This window comes from Brevibacillus sp. AG (assembly GCF_028369215.1).
Classification (GTDB): Bacteria; Bacillota; Bacilli; order Brevibacillales; family Brevibacillaceae; genus Brevibacillus; species Brevibacillus porteri.
In genome coordinates, this window is the sequence record NZ_JAQMYO010000023.1 from 1 (window position 1) to 18,953 (window position 18,953).

Here is an 18,953-nt window from a genome sequence, read left to right on the forward strand (position 1 = left end):
GAGACGAAAAGCTGTATTCCCGATTACTTGTAAAAAGTAATCGGGAATACAGCTTTTTTTGTGTAATAAGTGTAACCGTGCAGAATGAATGCACGGTTTTTTTGTTTTCTTTTTTTGTCCCTCTATCATCCCCTACGCTAGAAACAATGGAGAGGAGGGGGAGAATGTCTATTCATCCGTTACGACTGTTGGCTATATTGCTTCTCGCTACATGTATAGGTATAGCGTCTTTCACCATTTTGAAACCACATCAGGTGACCTATATACAATTACGATCATCAGTAGAAAAAGAAAGTGGCCAATTACTGGAAGCAAAGGATATGGAGCCATTGACATTGAGACTGGGAGGGATTTTTCAACGACCCTTTGCTCCAATTCCAGGCTTGATTCCATGGGAAGAAGGACAGAGTCTTGTCGGTTTAGCATTCACTCGTCACGTGAAGGGAGGCCGCCCGTTATTGCAAAGTGATTTGGAGCAAACAAGTAGTGTACAAGGCAGTGGGGTGATAACAGAAGAAATGACAGGTATGAGCATTCCCATAGACAATGTAGCAGGAGTTTCACCGCATGTATCAAGCGGAGAAAGGGTACACGTCTATGCTTCTTTTGAAGATGAGACAGGAGCACATTCTGGACTCCTATTGCAAAATATGCCGATCATTGGCATTCAACGCGAAATGGAAGGTGATCACCCCAATCTGGTAGCTGTTACTCTCTCCCTGACACGTGATGAGGCTGTTCTGCTAACACACGCACTTCATTATGGAAAAATCAGATTGGGCTTGGCTGCAGTGAAGGATGGGGGAAATCCGGGAATAGGAGACGCAAAATTCGCTGCAGAGTTAATGAAGACGAAAACACGCTGGGGTATTCAAAAGGAGGAGCAGGAGTGAAAAGGCGTTTGCTCATAGTAGATGATGATCGAGATTCAGCTCGTTTGTTAACGGCTCAACTTATTAACAGCAGATGGGTAGAAGTGTGCGGGGAAGCACTCGGAGTGGAAGAGGCATGGGCAAAATTACAGGCAAACCAACCCCATTTGGTATTGCTCGGTGGTATAAAGGGAACGGAAAGAGGTGTGTTGTGTCAGCAATTTCGGCTAGCCTTTCCTCATCTTTCATTTATTGCCGCTTGCTCAAGCGATGAACTGATGTGGGAGCCGTTTTTCCGGAACTTAGGCTTATGGGTTATTGCCAAGCCCATTGAACCAGGGCAAATCGAAGCGTTAGCAATGATGATACAGCCTCAAGGCATGGGAGCAGAAGCTACGCCACAACAACACCAGTATGTAATCCAGGAACAAACCAAGAGCTATCCGAGCCAGCCGCCTTCATTCTCAGAGCCGATTACAGATAGACAAGTCCCTGAAATGACTCGTTCCAAACAGCTTATTACTGTTTACGGTCCAAAAGGTGGCGTAGGAAAAACATTTATTTCTCGTGAGCTAGCGGTTTTCTTTTCCATGCAAAAAAAAGAAGGTCTCCCATTGCGGGTAATTGCTGTTGACTTCAATCTGGATCTCGGTACATTTGCAACTACCTTGAATCTCCCTCGTACCCCTAATCTTTTTACGTGGGTAAAGGATCTTGATGCTCAGTTGCATTCGTTTATTCAGAGTCAAGAAAATGACCCTTATTCCATAAGCAGTGAGGAATGGCAGAAATACGCACAAGCCTTGCCGTTATCTCCACAACAAATCGAGAAATATGTGGTTGCTCATTCTGATACGGGATTGCATGTACTTACCTCCCCCCGTGATATTCGACAAAGCTTTGAAATCCGTGACTATCATTTATATCTGATTCTCGAAACGTTAAAACAAAGCGACTACGACGTCATTCTGATCGATACGGCTCCTGATACAACAGATGCAACGATTCAAGCTCTGTTTTTTGCAGAACATGTCGTGATGGTGGGAAATCCGGTGGTAGACTCCATTGAAAATATTCAACGATTGCTGAAACTGTTGAGAGAAGCAGAGTACCCTGAAGAACGCATTCAAATTTGCATGAATCGGTTGCAACGGAAAGAAATGTTTACCTTAGATGAAATTCGTGCCTACTTTCAACTTCACTCTAGCAAAAAAATCTTCTCAATACCTGACGATGTAGAAGTAAAAAAATCGATTAACACCGGAACGCCAGTCATGCTCCAGTCAGGGAGAATTCCGGCCAAGGAAGCCATTAAGACACTAGGAAAAGCACTGTTTCCTGTAGATGGGGAACAAGTTAAGGCTATTGGAAAAGAGAAACAAAAAGAGAAAACATCTCTCTTCAAGTGGTTATGGGGATAAGGGAGGGTATCATGTTCGATAAAAAACAGTTACTAGGCATTTCTAATCAAGTCCGCACAGCGCAAGAATTACGGTCAGCGGGGAGGGGAATGGCGGGAGTACCTTCGACGCTTCACGAAAAAATGCATGCCCCCGACCACGAGCGGACGAATGAAAAATGGGTCGGGACAGATAGGGAAACATCGATTCGTACCCAGATTGTTGAGAAATACGGAAAACGATTATGGGAGGAAAAGCAGTCCCCACTCTTTTTAGATGAGTTGATGACAGATCTTCGAATGCTGTTGGAGTCGCAAACGACACTGACATCCATACAAATGGAAGCAGAAGTAAAACGATTGCTGCATTCTTTGACGGGTTGGGGGCCATTAGATGCTTTGTTAGAGGATAACGACATTACGGAGATTCTTTTTCATCGCTATAACTATCTCGTCATTGAAAGAAAAAGTACTGGTCGTCTTGAATCGCCAGACATTGCTGTTTTTCGCGATGAGGAAGAGCTGCTGCGCTTATTGGAACAAATTGCAGCGACAATGGGGCGTGAGTTTAATGAAACAAAAGCAGAGCTGCATACACAGCTTCCGGACGGTTCCCGGGTTGCTGCTACGCATCGCTCTATTTCTCCTGATGGTCATATGCTCACGATCAGAAAACACCGTGAGTTATTCAGCGAGTCCGACTACTTGCGGTATGGTTCCATTTGCGAGCCGATGCTTCTCTTTTTAAACAGAGCCGTCCGATTATCTCGTGCATCTGGCATTGTTAGTGGAGGAACAGGCTCAGGCAAGACACATATGCTCAATCTCATCTCCCAATATGTTCCTAATCATTTAAGTATTATTACGATCGAGGATGTTTTGGAGATGAAGCTTCAGCATCCTTTCGTGCGCAGATTTTTAGCGAAACCTGCGAATTATGAGGGGAAGGGTGGGTTTTCGATCAAGGATTGTGTTCGTTTGTCCTTGAGAAAAAGGCCGGATGTCATTATGGTCGGTGAGACACGAGGTGGCGAAATCGTAGATATGCTTTGGGCGATGAATACGGATCACCCTGGTAGCTGGAGCACAGCACATGCAAACTCACCGCGAGCTTTGGTCGATTCAACATTGCCCATTTTATTTGGAAAAGTAGATGAAGGGTATAGTGCTGAGGAGCGCAATTTAATGATCGGTTCAGCACTGGATCTGATTGTTCAAGTAAAACGTTTTGAAGAAGACGGCAGTCGCAAGGTGGTTGCGATAACGGAGGTAGTGGGGACGGGTCAATCGCATGAAGAATGGATAAAACGAGCTTGCAACATTAAACAGGTTCTCCCTGATCGGGTGTACTTACAGGATATTTACGTGTACGAAGCAACTGGGGTGGAGAATGGGAGAGTAAAGGGCCACTTCAAATGGACAGGCTATCGCCCAGAGCGACTGATTAAGCGATGGCTAGAGAAAGGCCTGTCACGAGAGGAGATTGAGCAAGTCTTTTTCACCACACCAATACCGCTATAGGAGGAGAAGGCATGGATATTAGCTTACCTATTGCGATAGGGATGGGGATGGCCATCCTGTTATTGATCATGCCCAACAAATTGTATATGCGAGAACCGACGGGGAAGCACGAAATTGTAGAAGTCCTGCAACAGGACAGAAAAACAATTTGGAAGCAGTTTGAGGAGAGGTTGGCCAAATCGCGCTCAGGATGGGGGATAAACCAGTATGTGACCCTCTCTTTTTTATTGGGGATCGCGTCCTTTGGTGTGAGTAGTCAGATCCTACAGTCTTGGTGGATGGCATTGCCTGCTTTGCTGGCAGGGATTATGTTTACCGAACGGTTGGTGAGTGTATGGGGAGCTCGTCGAAAGGACGATTTCGAAGCAGGCAATGTAAAAGCGATTCGTCTCATGGCCAGTTCTTTACGTACTTCACCATCGTATTTGCATGCGTTTGAACAGGTAGCGGCTAGTCCATTCTTATCAGAAATTGTATTAGAGGAATACAGGCGTATTGTAGAGCTATTGCGGGCACAAGTCCCGTTGGAGCACGTAATGAATCGATTCTTTGAACGTACAGGATCAGCAGATGTCAAATATTTAGCGACCATTGTCCACATTCAACGTGAGATGGGCGGAGATATGGCCAAAACGCTCGATTTGGCTGCCTCTTCGATATTGCGGCGCCGACAGTCGCTCCGTAGACAAAAAGCAGCAATGGCGCAGATCGTCGCACAAGTGAATTTACTAAGTGTCATGCCGTTTGTTTTTGTCATTGCGTTGTATGTGAATAATCCTAATCATTTCGACCCACTAACGGCCACAGTGGGGGGAAGATTGCTTATTTTGGGAAGCTTGGCTTCTATTTTGATTGGGGGAGAAGCAATTCGTTATGTTGCGCAAAAAAGCATAAGCAGGGGAGCATAGGAGAGGGTGCAATGTTCGTTCTCGTTACTAGTATATTGGTGAGTGTTGCTATATTTCTGTACGGTCTTCCGTCATGTGTGAGTAAGGAAGAACCATTCTCCGCCACGCTTTTGGGCAGGATTGATTCCGAGAAACAAGCCAAGCTTGAGCAATCTTTTCAACATGGACGAAAAAGGTGGACACTGGTTCGAGGCTTGGAGAAAAACCAGGTACTGCTACAGCATTTTTACAAATGGACGGGTGTCGATAAGAAAAAAATAGAGGAAACATTGGCTCGTTTGGGGATCGAGATAAGCCTGACAGAGATTGTCTTGTTCCGGCTCATCAGTATGTGTTTCATAGCTTCATCTCTAGCTTCATTGGCAACAAGCATGGTTAACGGTGAAAAAATCGGTACGGTAAATGGTCTCCCCTTAACGTTTAGCTTATTTTTGTACTTGCTTCCAAACATGCTGCTAGATTGGGCGGACAAGCGGGCAAAAGCTGAAATTCGTGCGCAGGTTCCTATTTTTTTCAGCATAGTGCAATCACTGGTGGAAGCAGGCATGCCATTGCAGCAGGCTGTTAAGCAGACAGCGAGACGGTTTGATGCAAGACTGGGCAGAGAGCTTGCGAGCCTAGAAATGGGAGAGAAAAGGCATGGGAACTGGAGAAAGGCGCTTGAAGAGTTGGCCTTTCGGTGGGAGGTAGATTCGTTGACTACCATCGCGCTGGAGATGAACGAGGCGATGAAAAAAGGGGTTAGCCTATCACAAATGTTGTCTGTCCAAGTAGAGGAGCAAGTGAGACACCAAGAAGACGAAGCTACTACCCATATGAATCGGTTAAATATCAGGTTATTGCCTTTTGTCATTTTGTTAATGGGCCTGCCGCTGTTGTTCTTGGTGATGGGTCCTGCATTCATCGGCATCGGAGAAAGCTTGTAGAAAAATTAGCGAATGTAAATATTTTTGCGAGAGGCACTGTCTTTTGGCAGAGTGAAAATAGAACCAAAATCTCAATGAGGAGTGAATGGAATGGGAACCATCGCAGATTACGTCAAGCGTTTTTGGTATGAGGAGGACGGTGTTACGATCGTGGAAATGGTCATTATTATTGCCGTCATCTTGATTGTACTTATTCCGACACTGACACAACTAGGCACTGCCGAAGACGAGAAGCTGAAGGAACTGCAAGAAAAGATAAGCAAATGACAAACGTAATCTTGCTGGGCGTGTTAGGAGCGGCAGCATGGACGGATTGGAGACTAAGAAAAATACCGAATACTCTTGTTTTTCCAGCGATTACTGTCGGCTTATGGTATCAGTGGGAAGGTGAATTATTAGCCGGAGCATTGTTAGGTGTGGCAGGAGCCTTTTTGTTGACAGTTGGTCCCGTAATCTTAAAAGGGATGGGGATGGGGGATCAAAAGTTGCTGATGGCTGTTGGTGCTTGGACGAGCTGGAGTGTGGTGTATTCTTTGTTTTTGCATTCCATCGTTTTGTGCCTGCTTGTTATGGTGTTCTATCCGCAAAATTGGGCTCGCTTATGCAACAATCTTCAAATCATAGCAGCCGGATGGTCAGCTCATCGACAAGTATGGCTTCCAGGCAGGGAAAAAACAGCCTTTTCATTCCCCTACGCGGTATATTTGCTGGTTGCTTTTGTGTTCCAATCCGTACGAGATGTCATCGGAGCAAGCGGATGATCACACGCATGGGACGAGTGATACGTGCGAGGGTGAAAGATGAGCGAGGCAGCCAAATGATTGAGTTTATTTTGGTGTTTCCTTTAGTTTGGATCTTGATCGTATTCTCCTTTGACCAATTCAGCATGATGTACAACAAGCAAAAGGCATTGGCGGCTGCGTATGAGGCAGGGAGAATTGCTGCAGTGCAGCCCAATTTCGGGTTGGCCAAATTCCATGCGAAAGAGCGAGGTACATCAGAATTAGAACAAGGTATCGGAGTCCTTCACAAAGATGTGCACCTGGAGCTTGATGGGAACGGCTGGAGAAAAGGCAGTCATGTAAAAGCTGAAGCAACAGTTTCATTTCGGCTTCTCGCTACGGGGGAATTATACGAGATAACCGAAAGCTATCACCTGATGGTTGAAAATGCGGAGGAGAAGCAATGAATGATCAGTTGCACCATTTTTTGTTTCGAGTGAAGGAAGAGCGCGGGGCAACCATGATTACTGTGCTCTTCTTTCTCTTCTGCTTAGGCAGCCTGCTCTCTATCCTGTTATTTTTGGAGCAGACAGATTATCTAAAAATGAAGATGCAACATACAGCAGATCTGATTACCAAAGGATCGCGTGCGGCTGGAAAATGGGAATACGAGGATTCAAACGGTGATAAGCAAATCAGATTGTTTGCGACAACAGAAGAAGCAGAACGGCGTGATGCGGATATCATTCGTGGGGCACGTGAAGAAGCTGGGATTCTTTGGAGATTAAACAGGCCGAATCTGGAGGGGACAAGTGATGGGGTCTCTGTCATTCACCAAAAAGGTGAACGGCCTTATTTGTACTTGCAAGGAATCTATCATTTAGAAGTAAAGGTTGAGAAGAATATACCTGTATTTTGGGATGAGCTGTTTGTAAAAATGAACAGAGTCTCCCAGTCTGGAGTCTATGAATAAAGTCACAATTTTGAACAAAGGTACTGTTATTTTTGTCCTAATCCCGCATGGTAATTTAGTAGTATATTCCATAAATGGGGATAGGAGTGAGATGACAGTGCCTTCAAAAATAGTCGATCGGTACAAACGAATTCTTAACGGAGAGCAAAAGCGTTTTTCCCCGTATGAGTTCGAAGATGTGCAGTACCGTAAGCAAAAAGTCCAATTAGTTGTCAGATATGCGATTGAAAATGTGAAAAGATGGACGCCAGAGCAGGCGCGGCGTGAATTGAGCTTGCAAGATGTTAAAGAATTGAAGCTGCATTTAGTAAGGGAATTTATTGAACCGCCTATCGAGGCAAAGGCTGAGGATGTGTATTATTTCGTCGAATTTGCTTATCCGTATTTACCTCGGCTTTCAGAAGAGCAACGAGTGCTATGGGTTTACCAAGAAGTGCTTTCAGGCATAAGACGTCATTTTCCCCCATCTTATTTTCAGAGCATAAAGGGTGAGGAACGGGCAAAAATATGCGTCGACTATATGTGCAGGCATCTACTAAAGCTGACAGATTTGCGTCAACTGCCAAGTATCTTCAGCAAAACAGAGAGAGCATATACGCTCCTGAAAACATATAAACTCAAGATTCTCGTCGATACACTCTACTTTTCACCATTTGATATGGTCACGGAAATGTATCCCGAACTTAGTGATCCCTCTTATTGGGAAGAGTTATAAAAATATTTGCACAACCCTGCTGTCTTTTTTTACGGTAGAGATAGTTTCATAGGCTTATAAGCAGATGAAACGGCCGTACTCTACAGGTGAGAGAAGGAGGCGTTGCGTATGGCAACAGTAGAGGCTCACCAGAAATGCTCTGCATCCGTGGAGCAGCTTCTAGGGCGACAAGTACGCTACCAGAAGCACAAACCCGGCAGGTATCTTTCAGTGGAAAGAGTTCCGCAGGGAGCGTTCCAGATCGAATCCGTACATCGATTTGGAGACAGAGTAGTACTCAATGACGGACTGATTGTAATGGAGAATGCTCCAACCGTCATGGAGCGCGGGGGAAGGATCGCTCTTCTTTTCGCGACCGGAGAAGAACTTTACTTTGTAACTGAGTAGGTTCTCTTAATCGCCTTGCACGGGTGCGTGTGAGGCGACCCATAAAGCGAAATGCCTGGTTTATCAGGCTAAATAAGATTCGACGAGTCGAGAATGCTGTTGGAGAATATCTATCGCTCTATAATAAGGAAAATGGGGGTATATTGACGTGTTGGCAAAGAGTGCAATCGAATTAGTCAACCGCTGCTATGAGGAGACAAACAAGCTGACATTGTTGTCATTGGAAGAGTTTAAGGAATCCTTTATTGCTTTTGTTTTTGGAGATTACCAGGAAGAGTTTATGGTTCAGTATGATCTGGAAGAGTTTTATGAGCATCTGAATCAGCTTCAGTTATCGAATTGCCGGAGAGATTTTGATCGAGCAGTTGAGGAATGGTACATCACAGAGTATGGAAGCGGGTATAAAGGCGTCAGTTATCATGACATTTTGTTTACGCTAGTAAAGGAAGCAGTCGTTCAATATCAATCGCCCAATCGGATAGCACTCATCCGGGACGTAACCAAGCTCCTTACTATGCCAAATGGATTCCTTGCCCGTTGGCAAAATGGGCAGATACGTGAGCGTCCCATCCCCACATATTTTAAATACTTGATGAAGCTTGGAGTACGTACACATGAAGATATTGAAACGTTGGTAGACATGTGGCTGGTAGAGTACCCAAACGCATTTAATAAAAAGCAGCAGGAGCTATTTGCCAATCCACCGAGAAGAGGAAGACCTAACAACGTCGAGCTCGCTCTGTTAATCGAGCTAGCCATGAAAGTGAGACCAGAAATGACAGCTCAGGAACGAGAGCGGCTGCGCAAAATATACTATTATCATCGCAAGTCCCTCACTGTTCGAGAGATGGTTGAGAAATTTGAGAAATACATTGCCAGTAAAAATAAATCAAATGATTCCCAGGTGGGATAATCATGTTTCACCAAATGAGCCGCTTTGTCTCCAGGTTCCGAGATTTGGAGCAACAGGAGTTTTCACAGTCAATTGAGGAAGAGCGGCATTGGAGAGTGCTTAAAGAAAAGCTTGCTTCGCCACAAATAGTTGAGCAACAGGAGTCGTATCAGCGTAAATGTATTGCTGTTATGAGTTTGTATGCACAGGCTGGAGCTAGTTTTCTTGCAAGTAACCTAGCGTATGCATGGTCAGGAAAAGGCATTCCTGTCACCCTTTGCGAGTTACCAAAAGTGACTTCCTATTATTATTTTGCACTTGATTTTGAACGTAGAGTTCGACAACAAGTAAGAGATTCTCCTACACCATCGCTCCTCATGCAGAATAACCATCTTCGCATCCAGATAGATTCCCCAGCACAACTTCAGCACGAATCTTCTCAAACAGATACAGCCAACTGGTTACTACGGATTTGTAAGGATAGTCCCCTTGTTGTCATTGATGTTTCTTCCTACTGGAATGATCTCTACTCTAAACAAATTTTTGAGCATGCCGACGAAATATGGGTAGTATTTGATGCAGATTTGGCTAGACTTACCCGTTTGTTCCTGGTAGATCAAGCCCCTGCTTGGTGGAAGACAGAAAGAAGAAAAATAAAAATGATAGCAAACAAGTGGAATAGCCAATTGTCTCGGACAAGCATCATGAAAAAAGTAGAAGGAACGCTCTCATTATGGGATCAGCAGCCTGGAGCTGCACAGGTAACTGACATGATTCCGCTGATGGATGGAGAGAAAACAGCAATGGCAAGTGCTAAAGCCAACCTACTATTGGAGCTTTTCCCAGAGGAAGAGATTGAGTTTCAGTCATTGATTCATGCTTATAAAGGAAGGATGTTATGAAGAAGCAAACATTGCTTGTCATTTGCTTAATTTCGTTTCTGCTAGCAGGGTCGTCCTTTTATGCAGCCACTCAGTATATTGACGCGATGGCTGCGGAAAAGCTGTTTGCCCCAGTTGTAAAAGTAGCTGCTGGGAAAGAAATATCAGCTTTCGAGCCGATTACACAAGATGATGTGATACTTGTACAGGAAGAAGTGGATGAAATTCTTCCAGGCTCAGCACGTGATTTGGATACTGTTCTGGGGAAAAGGAGCACGCAGACTATATATGAAGGCGAACAATTATTAGTGGAAAAGCTGACAGATACGCAGCTTTTACCGGAAAAAGGGGAGGCGCGCTACGAGTTCCCCCTACTATCCATTCATCCTTTAACGGAATTACGCAAAGGCGATCATGTGAAAATTTGGGTCAAATACAAGAATCTCTCGGAGCTGCAAGACTATCCTGCACCACTGCATTTTCGAAAAACCAATGATACGGCAGATTTGTTATTTGAAAGTCAGCTTGCAAGCGTGAGGGACAGTAATGGTATTGAGATCTATACATTAAAGCCGAGCTTGTTGCCATCGCCTGATCAGATGGATTCCATCTTTCATGGATCACGAGAAAAGCCGTTGCAGAATGGCGAAAAACGATATCGTGACTACCGAGTTCAGCCAACAGCACTACCAGCTTTTATCGGCTTTAATTTGACAGACGAGGAGTATGTGATAGTAAGCGAGGCAATGTCATATGGGATGCTTCAGGTAGGTCATATCATGGGTTCAAAGGAGCAAGCGTCATGAAAATTTTAGTTTGTTATCCGATGAAGTCACTCGCCAAGACGTATATGCCTGTGTACAGTGATGTACTGGTAGCTGAGTCGGCGGCGGAGTTTTCGCGGCTTGTGCAGCTTTATATGCCAGAAGCTACCGTGATCTTTTCTGAAATGTTCACCTCTCCCGTTTGGGAATGGCTTCCGGCTCTGAAAGCACAGCTCCCGCCTAACTCACCGTTAATTATTGTTCCTCTCTATCGGGATGAGAAGATGATTGAGAAGGTAGCGGAGGAGTCTGAGCTAGAGCATGTATACCTGTTATCAGCCCATTTATCTCAAGAAGAAATACGCCATCAAATCAGTCTGATTCTAGGCCTTGTGCAAGAGTGTGCAGATATCGGATCGTCAAAAGAAAAGGGGCTGGTTTACGCTTTATTGAGCTACGGAGCTTCTGGCATTACTACCTTTTGTATTAATTATCCCGTCATACTAGCGAGACAGCATCCTGAAAAGCGAATTGTCGTACTTGATATGAATGACGCTAAGCCGGATTTAACACGTTTCTTCAAACTCCAACAACATCAATTATCTTCATTTCGTCCTGACTTTATCGATATACAAACAACTGCCAAGCGTAACTGGAGCAAGGTCTGCAAACAGAGCGCACACTTGCCTAATCTGTATTACGCACATGCTGCTAGCAAATGGAAAAGCTCAGAATTAAGCAATCTAATTAATGTGTTTCGCATGCAATTTGACTTTGTCTACGTCGATTGGGGTTACTGCTTTCCTGAGTCTGAGACTCTACAGCGATTGCTTCATACCGTTGACCGCAATCTTTTATTCGTGAGAGCTGATCCCTTTAGTATCGATAGTGCCAGAGAGTGGCTGCATAAATGGAGAAAAAGAGGAGTGAAATGCGAGGTTCTGCTCAGTCATTTAGAGCCTGGGCAACCCTTTCGAATCGGGGAGGATGTTTCGGTCTACGGTGTAGTACCACGAATTTCGGAGAGCAGGCTCAATCAATCTCATCAGAGCTGCAGTGTATTAATAGAAGAGTTTTTCCCTCCCAAATCCTACATCAGCAGTTTGAAGGAAATTGCTAAGGCACAATATATGGATAAAAGTGCGGTGTTTTGCTGATGAGAGGGATAGAACGAGAACAACCAGTTGGATCGGGCATCCAAACCATCGAGGACATTAAACAAGCAGCAAGAGATTATTTAAATCATTTTGGCAAAACGCGAGAAGAGAAGCTAGAGATGCAGCGAATTCTCGCTTTGGCAGAACAGGGAGATCGTGATAGTCACAACCATATTATTCTTCGCTTGCAGCATTATTTTGAGGAAGTCCTCCAACGACCAGTGACCGAACAAATCTTGCCGCATGTCAACGGTTACGAAGGGCTCACCTTTTCTACATACGGGTGGGGCATACTCGATGTGGTCCTCCATTTGTCTCCGTGGGTAGAGGAAGTGCGAATTTCTGCAAATCGCAACATTGCCTACTTGGAGCAAGGGGTCAAAAAATTTCTCTCTTACACACCAAGCTGGAAAGAGGTTGAAACCCTCCAACAAAAGTTGACCAATACAGCGGGGCTATCTTTTAACGAGAAAAAACCTAGATTGAGCGGATACTTACATTCACTAAAAGCGAGACTGACTATGTTTACTTTCCCTTATTCCAGAGTACCGACCATTCTGGTTAGACGATTTACAACGCCTACCTTTTCACTCGACCAACTCCGTACACAGCAACAGCCAGCCTTCGACGAAAGAATTCAATGGCTAATGGAACAGCAAGTGTACGGACGCAGCAATGTACTGGTTATTGGACCGATGGCTGCAGGGAAAACAACATTGATGATGTGTATGATGAAGCTGAAGGACCCTCGGACAGAATATGTCACGATCTTTGAAAGTGAACATGAGATGCGATTTGGTGATATTTGGCCAGGTGAAGTGATTGAACTCCAAAACGTGGAGGAAATCGGCATTGAATTAGAGCATTGCTTCAAAGACATGTACCGATCAACCGCAAATACGATTTTGATTGGAGAAATTCGCGAGCCTATAGAAGCGTACCATTTTATAAATGCCGGAATCAGAGGGACGGACGCTACAATCGGAGCGATGCACGAACGATTTGCGCATAGAGCGTTACATGATTTGACCGATCTTGTTTATCAATACGGAGGGCGGAGTGTCGAATTGACCCAGGAGCGGATTAGCAGGGCAGTCAATTTTGTCAATTCGCTTACATACCGCAACAGTGGTCACCGTTTTATTGATGCCATTCATACGACGGAGTGGAATTCATCTTTTAACCGAGTGGAATCTATTCCACTAGTAGGTCGCAACATGCAGACGGGAGCTTATGAATGGACGGGAAATCAACTGAGCCCACATTTAGTTGAATACATGTGTTACGTCGGCAAAGCAGACATTGAAGTGTTGAAAGAGCTACGTCTTACCGATATAGGCAGGCAGCTATGATTTACACATTTCTTTTCCCGGTGTTTCTATGTCTCTTCTCTGGCTTTCTGTTTCTCGGCTTACACCTGTATAAGGGATGGAGAAGTCCACGCGTATTCTTCCCGCGTACAGTTGAGGTATGGAGAGAGAAATTTTTAAGGCATTCAACCCGGCGCATGATGTATGAACGTTGTGAGCGTTGGTGTCAAATCGTGGGAGGTACACCAGAAGGGTACTTATTACTATCCATGATTGGCGGGATAGCGGGATTCATCTCGGGTATTTTGTTAGGAAATATGATTGTATCCTTGTCGCTTTTTCTCTTATTCCTCTTGCTGCCAACACTGATTCTATACGCACGCTATACCGTACAAATGAATAAAAAAATCAGCTCCTTCTGTCGATTCGTAGAGTTGTTTGCCCGTTATTATAACAGTCGCAAAAACATCGTTCTTACCTTTCGCGAAATGATAGAGGAATGCCCCAAAGAGTTATTACCTGACCTCCTTCTGCTAAACAATAGCCTTTCGGATGGGGGAAACTCGGTTGCGGCAGTAGAACAATTTGCGAAGAGACTGGACCATCCGTGGGCTTTTGATTTTGCAACGTATATTTCCAGCGGTTTGGAAGGAGAAACAGAAGATATTCAATCACCTTTAAACCGGTTAACGAATGAGATGTTTGTACAACAAGATGAAAAGCATGAGCGTGATAGTGAAATATACTCCATTTGGATCAGCCTGCTTATCGTCATAGCGATTTGCATTTGTTTGATCCCCTATAACCAGGGGTTGCTTCGAGATTCCTATCGTCTCTATTTCTACACGCCAGATGGACAGGCCATATTAGCAATTGCGGCGACTGTGTGGACTTTTTCGATCCTGTTGGCGTTTATTTGGGGAAGGAGATATCGTTAATGCCAATGCTAGTCATGTATACCTACCTTGGGTTAGGCGCTCTATTTGTTTTTAGTGCGACGTTTATGATCGGGAAGTATTTGTTTCACAAGCAAAAGCCGAGGCTGTTTGTTTCCGGGGCGTGGTGGGGAAAGTGGGAGCAGGCACTCAAGCCTGACGAAAACGACAAATGGGATCAGTTACTATCACGAGCAGGAAGGCCTTTTGGATGGGGAAAACCGGAGTGGGTGTTTCTGCAATTGTTGACTGGAAGTACCGTTTGCATCCTGATTCTTATGTGGGTCGTCGTGAGTCGAATGGAATCATTTCCACTTCTGTCGATGTGCCTGGCATCTGCAGGGAGTTACATGCTTCCGTACATGGGCTTGAAGATGTGGGCAAATCACAGGGAGGATATGCTGAGCACAGATATCGCCAGATTTATCAATCGCTATGTGACCCTTCTAGAAAATCAGGTGCCCATTTACAATGCCATGGTCAAGGCAGCAAGACCGACTAGAAAGCTAAAGGAGTATATCCCTACTTTATCTGAGTGGAACAGGGACTCTAATGAAGCACTTGAGAGCTTTAAACGCAAGATTGGCGTCGACGACGGAATTATCCTCGTATCGAGTATGCGTACAATTGAGACGCTGAGCGAAGGACAAGTAAGTGCAACTATGCAACGAATGGAGTGGGCTGTCGATCATCGACGAATGTTCCGTCATCGAAAAAAGATAAAGTCTTTGGGGATCGGCTACACGGTTATTGTCTACCCGGCATTTTACATGGGATTATTGGTCGCCATGTTTCCCTGGTACAAGCTGCTTACAGAAATTCTGGATAAATATTTAATCTGAGGAGGAGAAAACTCATGACCAAGCTATTATCTATCATCATGTGCATCGTTTTCTCTTTAGGAATAATCGTTTCTAGCTTGTCCGAAATAAACACATCGGTAGTGAGAGAAGACGGGCTGAGAGATCGAGCAGTTGGGTGGATCGACAAAGCCATACCTTAAATCACGTAAGAGAAAAGGGGAAATTCGAGATGTCGAAAATGTTTTTTATATTTTTAGCATGCGTCATGGTGTTAGGGATCGGTGTCAGCAGCTATGGCAATGAGTTAAGCCCGGCGGCAAACGATTCTGCCGAGAGCATTAACCAATCCATCACATCGCTGAATTACGATACCCGAAATGAAAACATCAACTTCAGGATGCAAAACGGCACATCTTATACATCGTCAAAGTGATGCTGCACATCCACGTTCTTCTCATCATTTCGATTATGGTAGGGAGTTTGTGCGCGGTACTTTGGAATCTCCAGCCAGAGGAGCAGCTTAAACAGACACAAAAAGAAAGGGTGTATCGAGCAGCGACGGTCATCTTCCATTAAAGAGGAGCTGGCGTTTCTAAAACGATGGTGAAAGCAAAAGTCTTTCTTATTTGTCTACTGGTCCTTCTATTGGTCACTTCCGCATTGGGAGCTTACCACTTGTACGCAATGGAAAGGGCGATTGCCCGTGGAATCTATGCTGACTTACTGGATGATATGCAGGACATCGGGTATTTGGAGCCGACGTTAGCAGATTACTATCTTCTGAAAATGAAAGAACTGGGTTGGGAAGTGACAGAGGATGCGTTTGCTGGGAGCTGGCCTCGAACTGAGAGCGAGCGAGCTCGCAAAGAGCGGCAGGAGGCGATTACCTTGTCGGTTACCATCCAGCCTTCAAAAGTGACCCAATGGCTGCACAAATTTGTGGAGGGGGATACATCCTTTTCCTTTACGGGAAGCCGGCCGTCCGAATACTTTGATCCAGGGTGGTAGTGCATGAATAAAATGATTAGCATTTTGGCTGTAATGGCTATTGTTTTGCCTTTGACGGTAGGCTTGCTTCTCACCGGTCCGCAAAATCTCCTTTCGGCATGCACGCAGTTTTTCGGTGATTTGCTCGCTGAAGTCACGCGTTTTGGTACAGGCTAATGGGTCAATTAATCGCTGTGATTCTGAACATTATGGTTATGCTACTCGTTCCATTAGGACTTTTACAGGTACATACGGTTGTTCAGGCCAGAAACGAATTATTGGAAGTGAGCGCGGCCGCTACAAAATACGTCAGCAACCACGGGGGGACGAGTGAAGCCAACCTGCAACAAGAGGTTCGGGCATTGATCACTCGGGAGCTGAGGGAGAAAAAGTTTTCCGTGTCAGATCAGGACCTGTCTGTCAGTGTCACTCGTACTCGTTCACTTGATCCCGTCCTATGGAGCCACGAAGATGAGTTTGTTGTGGAGCTGGCAATTCCATACCCCCGCTTTACCTCATGGATTCCAATGCCGGCTGATTCCTTGCAAGTTCAAAGAATAGGTACAGTTAACATCATGGACTACGATCTGTAAAAGCTCCCGTTAGGAGGCTATCGTTACGGGTATAAACATCTTATCGATTTCTACGATGCTGTTCTTTTTGCTGGTAGGTATGTTTATTGTCGATGCAGACATCGCCATGCAGAAAAAAACAGAAGTGAAGATACTTCTGGAGTTGTCTAATCATCACGCCACCTTTGCTGTTGATCCTGTATTGAAAACAGAGGGAGTGATTGATCTGCTCGAAGACGAGGCTCTTGAACGTTTTGATGACAGAATGTACGAGAATGGTGGCTACCGTCGTGAGCAAGCCATGTTCGTCCCTCAAGCAGACAGTGTGACCACTGATCCCATTCCTTTCTCGCGCTATTATGTGGATTTCCGTTCGTGGCGCCATGACCTCCAATTACGCCTACAGTACAATGGGACAACCCTCGTGACAGAGCGAGCAACGGAAGGGCCAGCTCATCCTGGAGGTGGCATGCTACAGATTACCGTCGTAACTGAGCATGGGGAAGAACTGCAGCTCGCACCGAAAACAATGGTCGGTCCATCCCATGTAGTAGTTGCCTACATCGATGAGCAACCGTTTCTGCCAATGCTGCCCCCACATTCGTTTCCAGTCGTATCTGTAGAAGAACTGAAAGATTAGTCAGACTTATTTACAAATTGCAAATTCTTCTGGTACTATGTAGGAAAGTGCTTACCCAGCTTGCGATTGTGAGGAAGTCGCTCTCCGAACATCCCGTTTGCCGGTCCGTTAAGCATAGTAAAAGTGGGGTTATTGATTTGTTTGATAAAGATACCATTTATATCGTAGGCGATGCACAGTCCTCTTCGAACAATCCGATTACACAGCAATTCAGTGCTTTTTTTATCGGATTGGTTGTCGATACTTCCAACGACAAGATCGTAGATGCGGCCTGTTCCTCCACGGTTCAACTGACGTCTGATTTTGCTCGGTCGATCTTTATCGGTCATTCTATTATGGCGTCGGAGGAAATTGGCGAAGAGATTCGCTTTCGGTATTTTGGATCTTCCCAAAAAACATTGATCGCAGCGTTCAAGGACGCGCAAAAGAAGTACAAACAAGCAGTTTCCACGAGAAATAAAGCCACAGTCACCAAATGAATACACCCGCTGCTTTATTTATTCGTATGCACGGCATACACGTAAGTAAAACCCAGCAAATGCCATGATCGCGTGCATTTGCTGGGTTTTTTGCTTATTACGAGAGTTCAGTCACTGCCACCAACATGGTTTTACGGATTTTTGATGAAAAGGAGGAGAGTCCTTGCTATCTTTTGTCTTCCGCAGATTTATCTCCATGATCGTGACGTTATGGCTCATCATTACCCTCACCTTTTTCCTGATGCATGCCGTTCCAGGATCTCCTTTTGAAAAAGAAGGAAAGGCATTAAACGAAGCCGTTGCTGCGAACCTCAATGCCTACTACAACCTGGATAAGCCACTACTCGTCCAATATGGGCTGTACTTGCAAAAGCTGTTGCAGTTTGACCTTGGGCCATCGATTGCCAACAGCTCAGATACGGTCAACAAAATGATCGCCCGTGGATTCCCGGTTTCTTTTCAACTCGGTCTGATTTCTGTCGTCTTTGCGATTGTCACTGGTATCGCCCTTGGTGTGATCGCCGCGCTACGACATAACCGTCTCATTGATTACCTTGCCATGATTATTGCTGTTATCGGGATATCTGTTCCCAGCTTTGTTGTCGCTTCCTTATTAATCAAATATTTGGCGGTCGAATGGAAGCTGTTGCCGACCGCAACATGGGGAACTTGGCAGCATGTGATTATGCCAGCGCTTGCATTGGCATTTGGTCCGATTGCGATTATCGCTCGTTTGACCCGTACCAACATGCTGGAAGTGTTGACCCAGGAATATATTGAAACCGCTCGTGCAAAAGGGCTGTCTCCGGCGACGATCGTGTTGAAGCACGCGCTACGTAATGCAATTTTGCCTGTCGTCACGCTTTTAGGTGCATTGATTGCCAACGTTTTAACGGGAAGCTTTGTGATCGAAAAAATATTTGCGATTCCTGGGATGGGGAAATATTTCGTGGCTGGTATTAATAACCGTGACTATTCCGTCATCATGGGAACGACTGTCTTCTATAGCGCACTTTTGATTTTCCTGATGTTTGTCGTCGATGTCCTGTACGGCATCATTGATCCACGAATTAAGCTACATCGAAAGGAGAGCGAAGGATGATCGTTTCT

The 18,953-nt window shown here is 45.0% G+C and carries 26 protein-coding genes; all 26 read left to right on the forward strand.

The annotated features are described in order from the left end of the window. Nucleotides 1-164 precede the first annotated feature (164 nt). The 26 genes from cpaB (at nucleotide 165) to POF51_RS31110 (ending at nucleotide 18,945) form a co-directional block, all read left to right on the forward strand. Nucleotides 165-893, forward strand: a complete 729-nt coding sequence (cpaB, locus tag POF51_RS30985) for a Flp pilus assembly protein CpaB (protein ID WP_069853045.1) — start codon at nucleotides 165-167, stop codon at nucleotides 891-893. Continuing rightward, entirely contained in the window at nucleotides 890-2,293 is a 1,404-nt protein-coding gene (locus tag POF51_RS30990) for an AAA family ATPase (protein ID WP_069853043.1), read from the forward strand. Before cpaB ends, POF51_RS30990 begins: the two co-directional genes overlap by 4 nt. Before the next feature lie 11 nt (nucleotides 2,294-2,304). After that, nucleotides 2,305-3,792 carry a CpaF family protein gene (locus POF51_RS30995; RefSeq protein WP_271756712.1) on the forward strand — a complete coding sequence of 496 codons (1,488 nt, stop codon included), beginning with the start codon at nucleotides 2,305-2,307 and terminating at the stop codon, nucleotides 3,790-3,792. Between the two features lie 11 nt (nucleotides 3,793-3,803). Then, on the forward strand, nucleotides 3,804-4,700 hold the full coding sequence (locus POF51_RS31000; RefSeq protein ID WP_106835746.1) for a type II secretion system F family protein: 897 nt from the start codon (nucleotides 3,804-3,806) through the stop codon (nucleotides 4,698-4,700). A gap of 11 nt (nucleotides 4,701-4,711) precedes the next feature. Then, nucleotides 4,712-5,626 carry a type II secretion system F family protein gene (locus POF51_RS31005; RefSeq protein WP_271756713.1) on the forward strand — a complete coding sequence of 305 codons (915 nt, stop codon included), beginning with the start codon at nucleotides 4,712-4,714 and terminating at the stop codon, nucleotides 5,624-5,626. Between the two features lie 90 nt (nucleotides 5,627-5,716). Further along, entirely contained in the window at nucleotides 5,717-5,893 is a 177-nt protein-coding gene (locus POF51_RS31010) for a hypothetical protein (RefSeq protein WP_012683911.1), read from the forward strand. Next, nucleotides 5,890-6,387, forward strand: coding sequence for an A24 family peptidase (locus POF51_RS31015; protein WP_069853033.1), 498 nt, complete (start codon nucleotides 5,890-5,892; stop codon nucleotides 6,385-6,387). Before POF51_RS31010 ends, POF51_RS31015 begins: the two co-directional genes overlap by 4 nt. Beyond that, a complete protein-coding gene (locus POF51_RS31020) occupies nucleotides 6,384-6,815 on the forward strand; it encodes a TadE/TadG family type IV pilus assembly protein (protein WP_069853030.1) in 432 nt (143 codons plus the stop codon). Before POF51_RS31015 ends, POF51_RS31020 begins: the two co-directional genes overlap by 4 nt. Then, the gene (locus POF51_RS31025; RefSeq protein WP_069853028.1) at nucleotides 6,812-7,321 is read left to right on the forward strand and encodes a hypothetical protein; all 510 of its coding nucleotides are present in this window, start codon (nucleotides 6,812-6,814) and stop codon (nucleotides 7,319-7,321) included. The genes POF51_RS31020 and POF51_RS31025 overlap by 4 nt, the downstream gene beginning before the upstream one ends. 97 nt (nucleotides 7,322-7,418) lie before the next feature. After that, nucleotides 7,419-8,036, forward strand: a complete 618-nt coding sequence (locus POF51_RS31030) for a hypothetical protein (RefSeq protein WP_069853025.1) — start codon at nucleotides 7,419-7,421, stop codon at nucleotides 8,034-8,036. A gap of 108 nt (nucleotides 8,037-8,144) precedes the next feature. Beyond that, complete coding sequence (locus POF51_RS31035) at nucleotides 8,145-8,423, forward strand: hypothetical protein (RefSeq protein WP_017246987.1); 279 nt, start codon at nucleotides 8,145-8,147, stop codon at nucleotides 8,421-8,423. 148 nt (nucleotides 8,424-8,571) lie between these two features. After that, on the forward strand, nucleotides 8,572-9,336 hold the full coding sequence (locus POF51_RS31040; protein WP_069853023.1) for a hypothetical protein: 765 nt from the start codon (nucleotides 8,572-8,574) through the stop codon (nucleotides 9,334-9,336). 2 nt (nucleotides 9,337-9,338) lie between these two features. Then, on the forward strand, nucleotides 9,339-10,217 hold the full coding sequence (locus POF51_RS31045) for a hypothetical protein (protein ID WP_069853020.1): 879 nt from the start codon (nucleotides 9,339-9,341) through the stop codon (nucleotides 10,215-10,217). After that, nucleotides 10,214-11,002, forward strand: a complete 789-nt coding sequence (locus POF51_RS31050; protein ID WP_017246990.1) for an SAF domain-containing protein — start codon at nucleotides 10,214-10,216, stop codon at nucleotides 11,000-11,002. The genes POF51_RS31045 and POF51_RS31050 overlap by 4 nt, the downstream gene beginning before the upstream one ends. Further along, a complete protein-coding gene (locus tag POF51_RS31055; protein WP_271756714.1) occupies nucleotides 10,999-12,117 on the forward strand; it encodes a hypothetical protein in 1,119 nt (372 codons plus the stop codon). Before POF51_RS31050 ends, POF51_RS31055 begins: the two co-directional genes overlap by 4 nt. After that, the gene (locus tag POF51_RS31060) at nucleotides 12,117-13,469 is read left to right on the forward strand and encodes an ATPase, T2SS/T4P/T4SS family (RefSeq protein WP_271756715.1); all 1,353 of its coding nucleotides are present in this window, start codon (nucleotides 12,117-12,119) and stop codon (nucleotides 13,467-13,469) included. The genes POF51_RS31055 and POF51_RS31060 overlap by 1 nt, the downstream gene beginning before the upstream one ends. 191 nt (nucleotides 13,470-13,660) lie before the next feature. Continuing rightward, the gene (locus POF51_RS31065; protein WP_238144591.1) at nucleotides 13,661-14,365 is read left to right on the forward strand and encodes a type II secretion system F family protein; all 705 of its coding nucleotides are present in this window, start codon (nucleotides 13,661-13,663) and stop codon (nucleotides 14,363-14,365) included. Next, complete coding sequence (locus POF51_RS31070; protein ID WP_069853010.1) at nucleotides 14,365-15,204, forward strand: hypothetical protein; 840 nt, start codon at nucleotides 14,365-14,367, stop codon at nucleotides 15,202-15,204. The genes POF51_RS31065 and POF51_RS31070 overlap by 1 nt, the downstream gene beginning before the upstream one ends. A gap of 14 nt (nucleotides 15,205-15,218) precedes the next feature. Next, on the forward strand, nucleotides 15,219-15,365 hold the full coding sequence (locus POF51_RS31075) for a hypothetical protein (RefSeq protein WP_007725181.1): 147 nt from the start codon (nucleotides 15,219-15,221) through the stop codon (nucleotides 15,363-15,365). 29 nt (nucleotides 15,366-15,394) lie between these two features. Continuing rightward, a complete protein-coding gene (locus POF51_RS31080) occupies nucleotides 15,395-15,598 on the forward strand; it encodes a hypothetical protein (RefSeq protein WP_016738853.1) in 204 nt (67 codons plus the stop codon). A 251-nt stretch (nucleotides 15,599-15,849) separates the two neighbouring features. Continuing rightward, nucleotides 15,850-16,173 carry a hypothetical protein gene (locus POF51_RS31085; protein ID WP_232030497.1) on the forward strand — a complete coding sequence of 108 codons (324 nt, stop codon included), beginning with the start codon at nucleotides 15,850-15,852 and terminating at the stop codon, nucleotides 16,171-16,173. A gap of 3 nt (nucleotides 16,174-16,176) precedes the next feature. After that, entirely contained in the window at nucleotides 16,177-16,329 is a 153-nt protein-coding gene (locus POF51_RS31090) for a hypothetical protein (protein WP_007725191.1), read from the forward strand. After that, nucleotides 16,329-16,745 carry a hypothetical protein gene (locus tag POF51_RS31095; protein ID WP_069853008.1) on the forward strand — a complete coding sequence of 139 codons (417 nt, stop codon included), beginning with the start codon at nucleotides 16,329-16,331 and terminating at the stop codon, nucleotides 16,743-16,745. Before POF51_RS31090 ends, POF51_RS31095 begins: the two co-directional genes overlap by 1 nt. A gap of 55 nt (nucleotides 16,746-16,800) precedes the next feature. Further along, nucleotides 16,801-17,364, forward strand: a complete 564-nt coding sequence (locus tag POF51_RS31100) for a hypothetical protein (RefSeq protein WP_069853005.1) — start codon at nucleotides 16,801-16,803, stop codon at nucleotides 17,362-17,364. Between the two features lie 137 nt (nucleotides 17,365-17,501). After that, the gene (locus POF51_RS31105; protein ID WP_012683929.1) at nucleotides 17,502-17,843 is read left to right on the forward strand and encodes a DUF3870 domain-containing protein; all 342 of its coding nucleotides are present in this window, start codon (nucleotides 17,502-17,504) and stop codon (nucleotides 17,841-17,843) included. Nucleotides 17,844-18,006: 163 nt separating this feature from the next. Further along, nucleotides 18,007-18,945 (forward strand): ABC transporter permease, encoded by a 939-nt coding sequence (locus POF51_RS31110; RefSeq protein ID WP_017246999.1) that lies wholly within the window; start codon nucleotides 18,007-18,009, stop codon nucleotides 18,943-18,945. Nucleotides 18,946-18,953: the final 8 nt, after the last annotated feature.

Excerpts from the sequence above, each read along its gene's own strand:
- POF51_RS31070 (WP_069853010.1), top strand. The coding sequence starts at position 14,365 with ATGCCAATGCTAGTCATGTATACCTACCTTGGGTTAGGCGCTCTATTT.
- POF51_RS31045 (WP_069853020.1), top strand. The coding sequence starts at position 9,339 with ATGTTTCACCAAATGAGCCGCTTTGTCTCCAGGTTCCGAGATTTGGAG.
- POF51_RS31060 (WP_271756715.1), top strand. The coding sequence starts at position 12,117 with ATGAGAGGGATAGAACGAGAACAACCAGTTGGATCGGGCATCCAAACC.
- POF51_RS31090 (WP_007725191.1), top strand. The coding sequence starts at position 16,177 with ATGAATAAAATGATTAGCATTTTGGCTGTAATGGCTATTGTTTTGCCT.
- POF51_RS31005 (WP_271756713.1), top strand. The coding sequence starts at position 4,712 with ATGTTCGTTCTCGTTACTAGTATATTGGTGAGTGTTGCTATATTTCTG.
- POF51_RS31075 (WP_007725181.1), top strand. The coding sequence starts at position 15,219 with ATGACCAAGCTATTATCTATCATCATGTGCATCGTTTTCTCTTTAGGA.
- POF51_RS31085 (WP_232030497.1), top strand. The coding sequence starts at position 15,850 with ATGGAAAGGGCGATTGCCCGTGGAATCTATGCTGACTTACTGGATGAT.
- POF51_RS31055 (WP_271756714.1), top strand. The coding sequence starts at position 10,999 with ATGAAAATTTTAGTTTGTTATCCGATGAAGTCACTCGCCAAGACGTAT.
- POF51_RS31010 (WP_012683911.1), top strand. The coding sequence starts at position 5,717 with ATGGGAACCATCGCAGATTACGTCAAGCGTTTTTGGTATGAGGAGGAC.
- POF51_RS31100 (WP_069853005.1), top strand. The coding sequence starts at position 16,801 with ATGCTGTTCTTTTTGCTGGTAGGTATGTTTATTGTCGATGCAGACATC.
- POF51_RS31025 (WP_069853028.1), top strand. The coding sequence starts at position 6,812 with ATGAATGATCAGTTGCACCATTTTTTGTTTCGAGTGAAGGAAGAGCGC.
- POF51_RS31015 (WP_069853033.1), top strand. The coding sequence starts at position 5,890 with ATGACAAACGTAATCTTGCTGGGCGTGTTAGGAGCGGCAGCATGGACG.
- POF51_RS31020 (WP_069853030.1), top strand. The coding sequence starts at position 6,384 with ATGATCACACGCATGGGACGAGTGATACGTGCGAGGGTGAAAGATGAG.
- POF51_RS31035 (WP_017246987.1), top strand. The coding sequence starts at position 8,145 with ATGGCAACAGTAGAGGCTCACCAGAAATGCTCTGCATCCGTGGAGCAG.
- POF51_RS30995 (WP_271756712.1), top strand. The coding sequence starts at position 2,305 with ATGTTCGATAAAAAACAGTTACTAGGCATTTCTAATCAAGTCCGCACA.
- POF51_RS31080 (WP_016738853.1), top strand. The coding sequence starts at position 15,395 with ATGTCGAAAATGTTTTTTATATTTTTAGCATGCGTCATGGTGTTAGGG.
- POF51_RS31050 (WP_017246990.1), top strand. The coding sequence starts at position 10,214 with ATGAAGAAGCAAACATTGCTTGTCATTTGCTTAATTTCGTTTCTGCTA.
- cpaB (WP_069853045.1), top strand. The coding sequence starts at position 165 with ATGTCTATTCATCCGTTACGACTGTTGGCTATATTGCTTCTCGCTACA.
- POF51_RS31095 (WP_069853008.1), top strand. The coding sequence starts at position 16,329 with ATGGGTCAATTAATCGCTGTGATTCTGAACATTATGGTTATGCTACTC.
- POF51_RS31000 (WP_106835746.1), top strand. The coding sequence starts at position 3,804 with ATGGATATTAGCTTACCTATTGCGATAGGGATGGGGATGGCCATCCTG.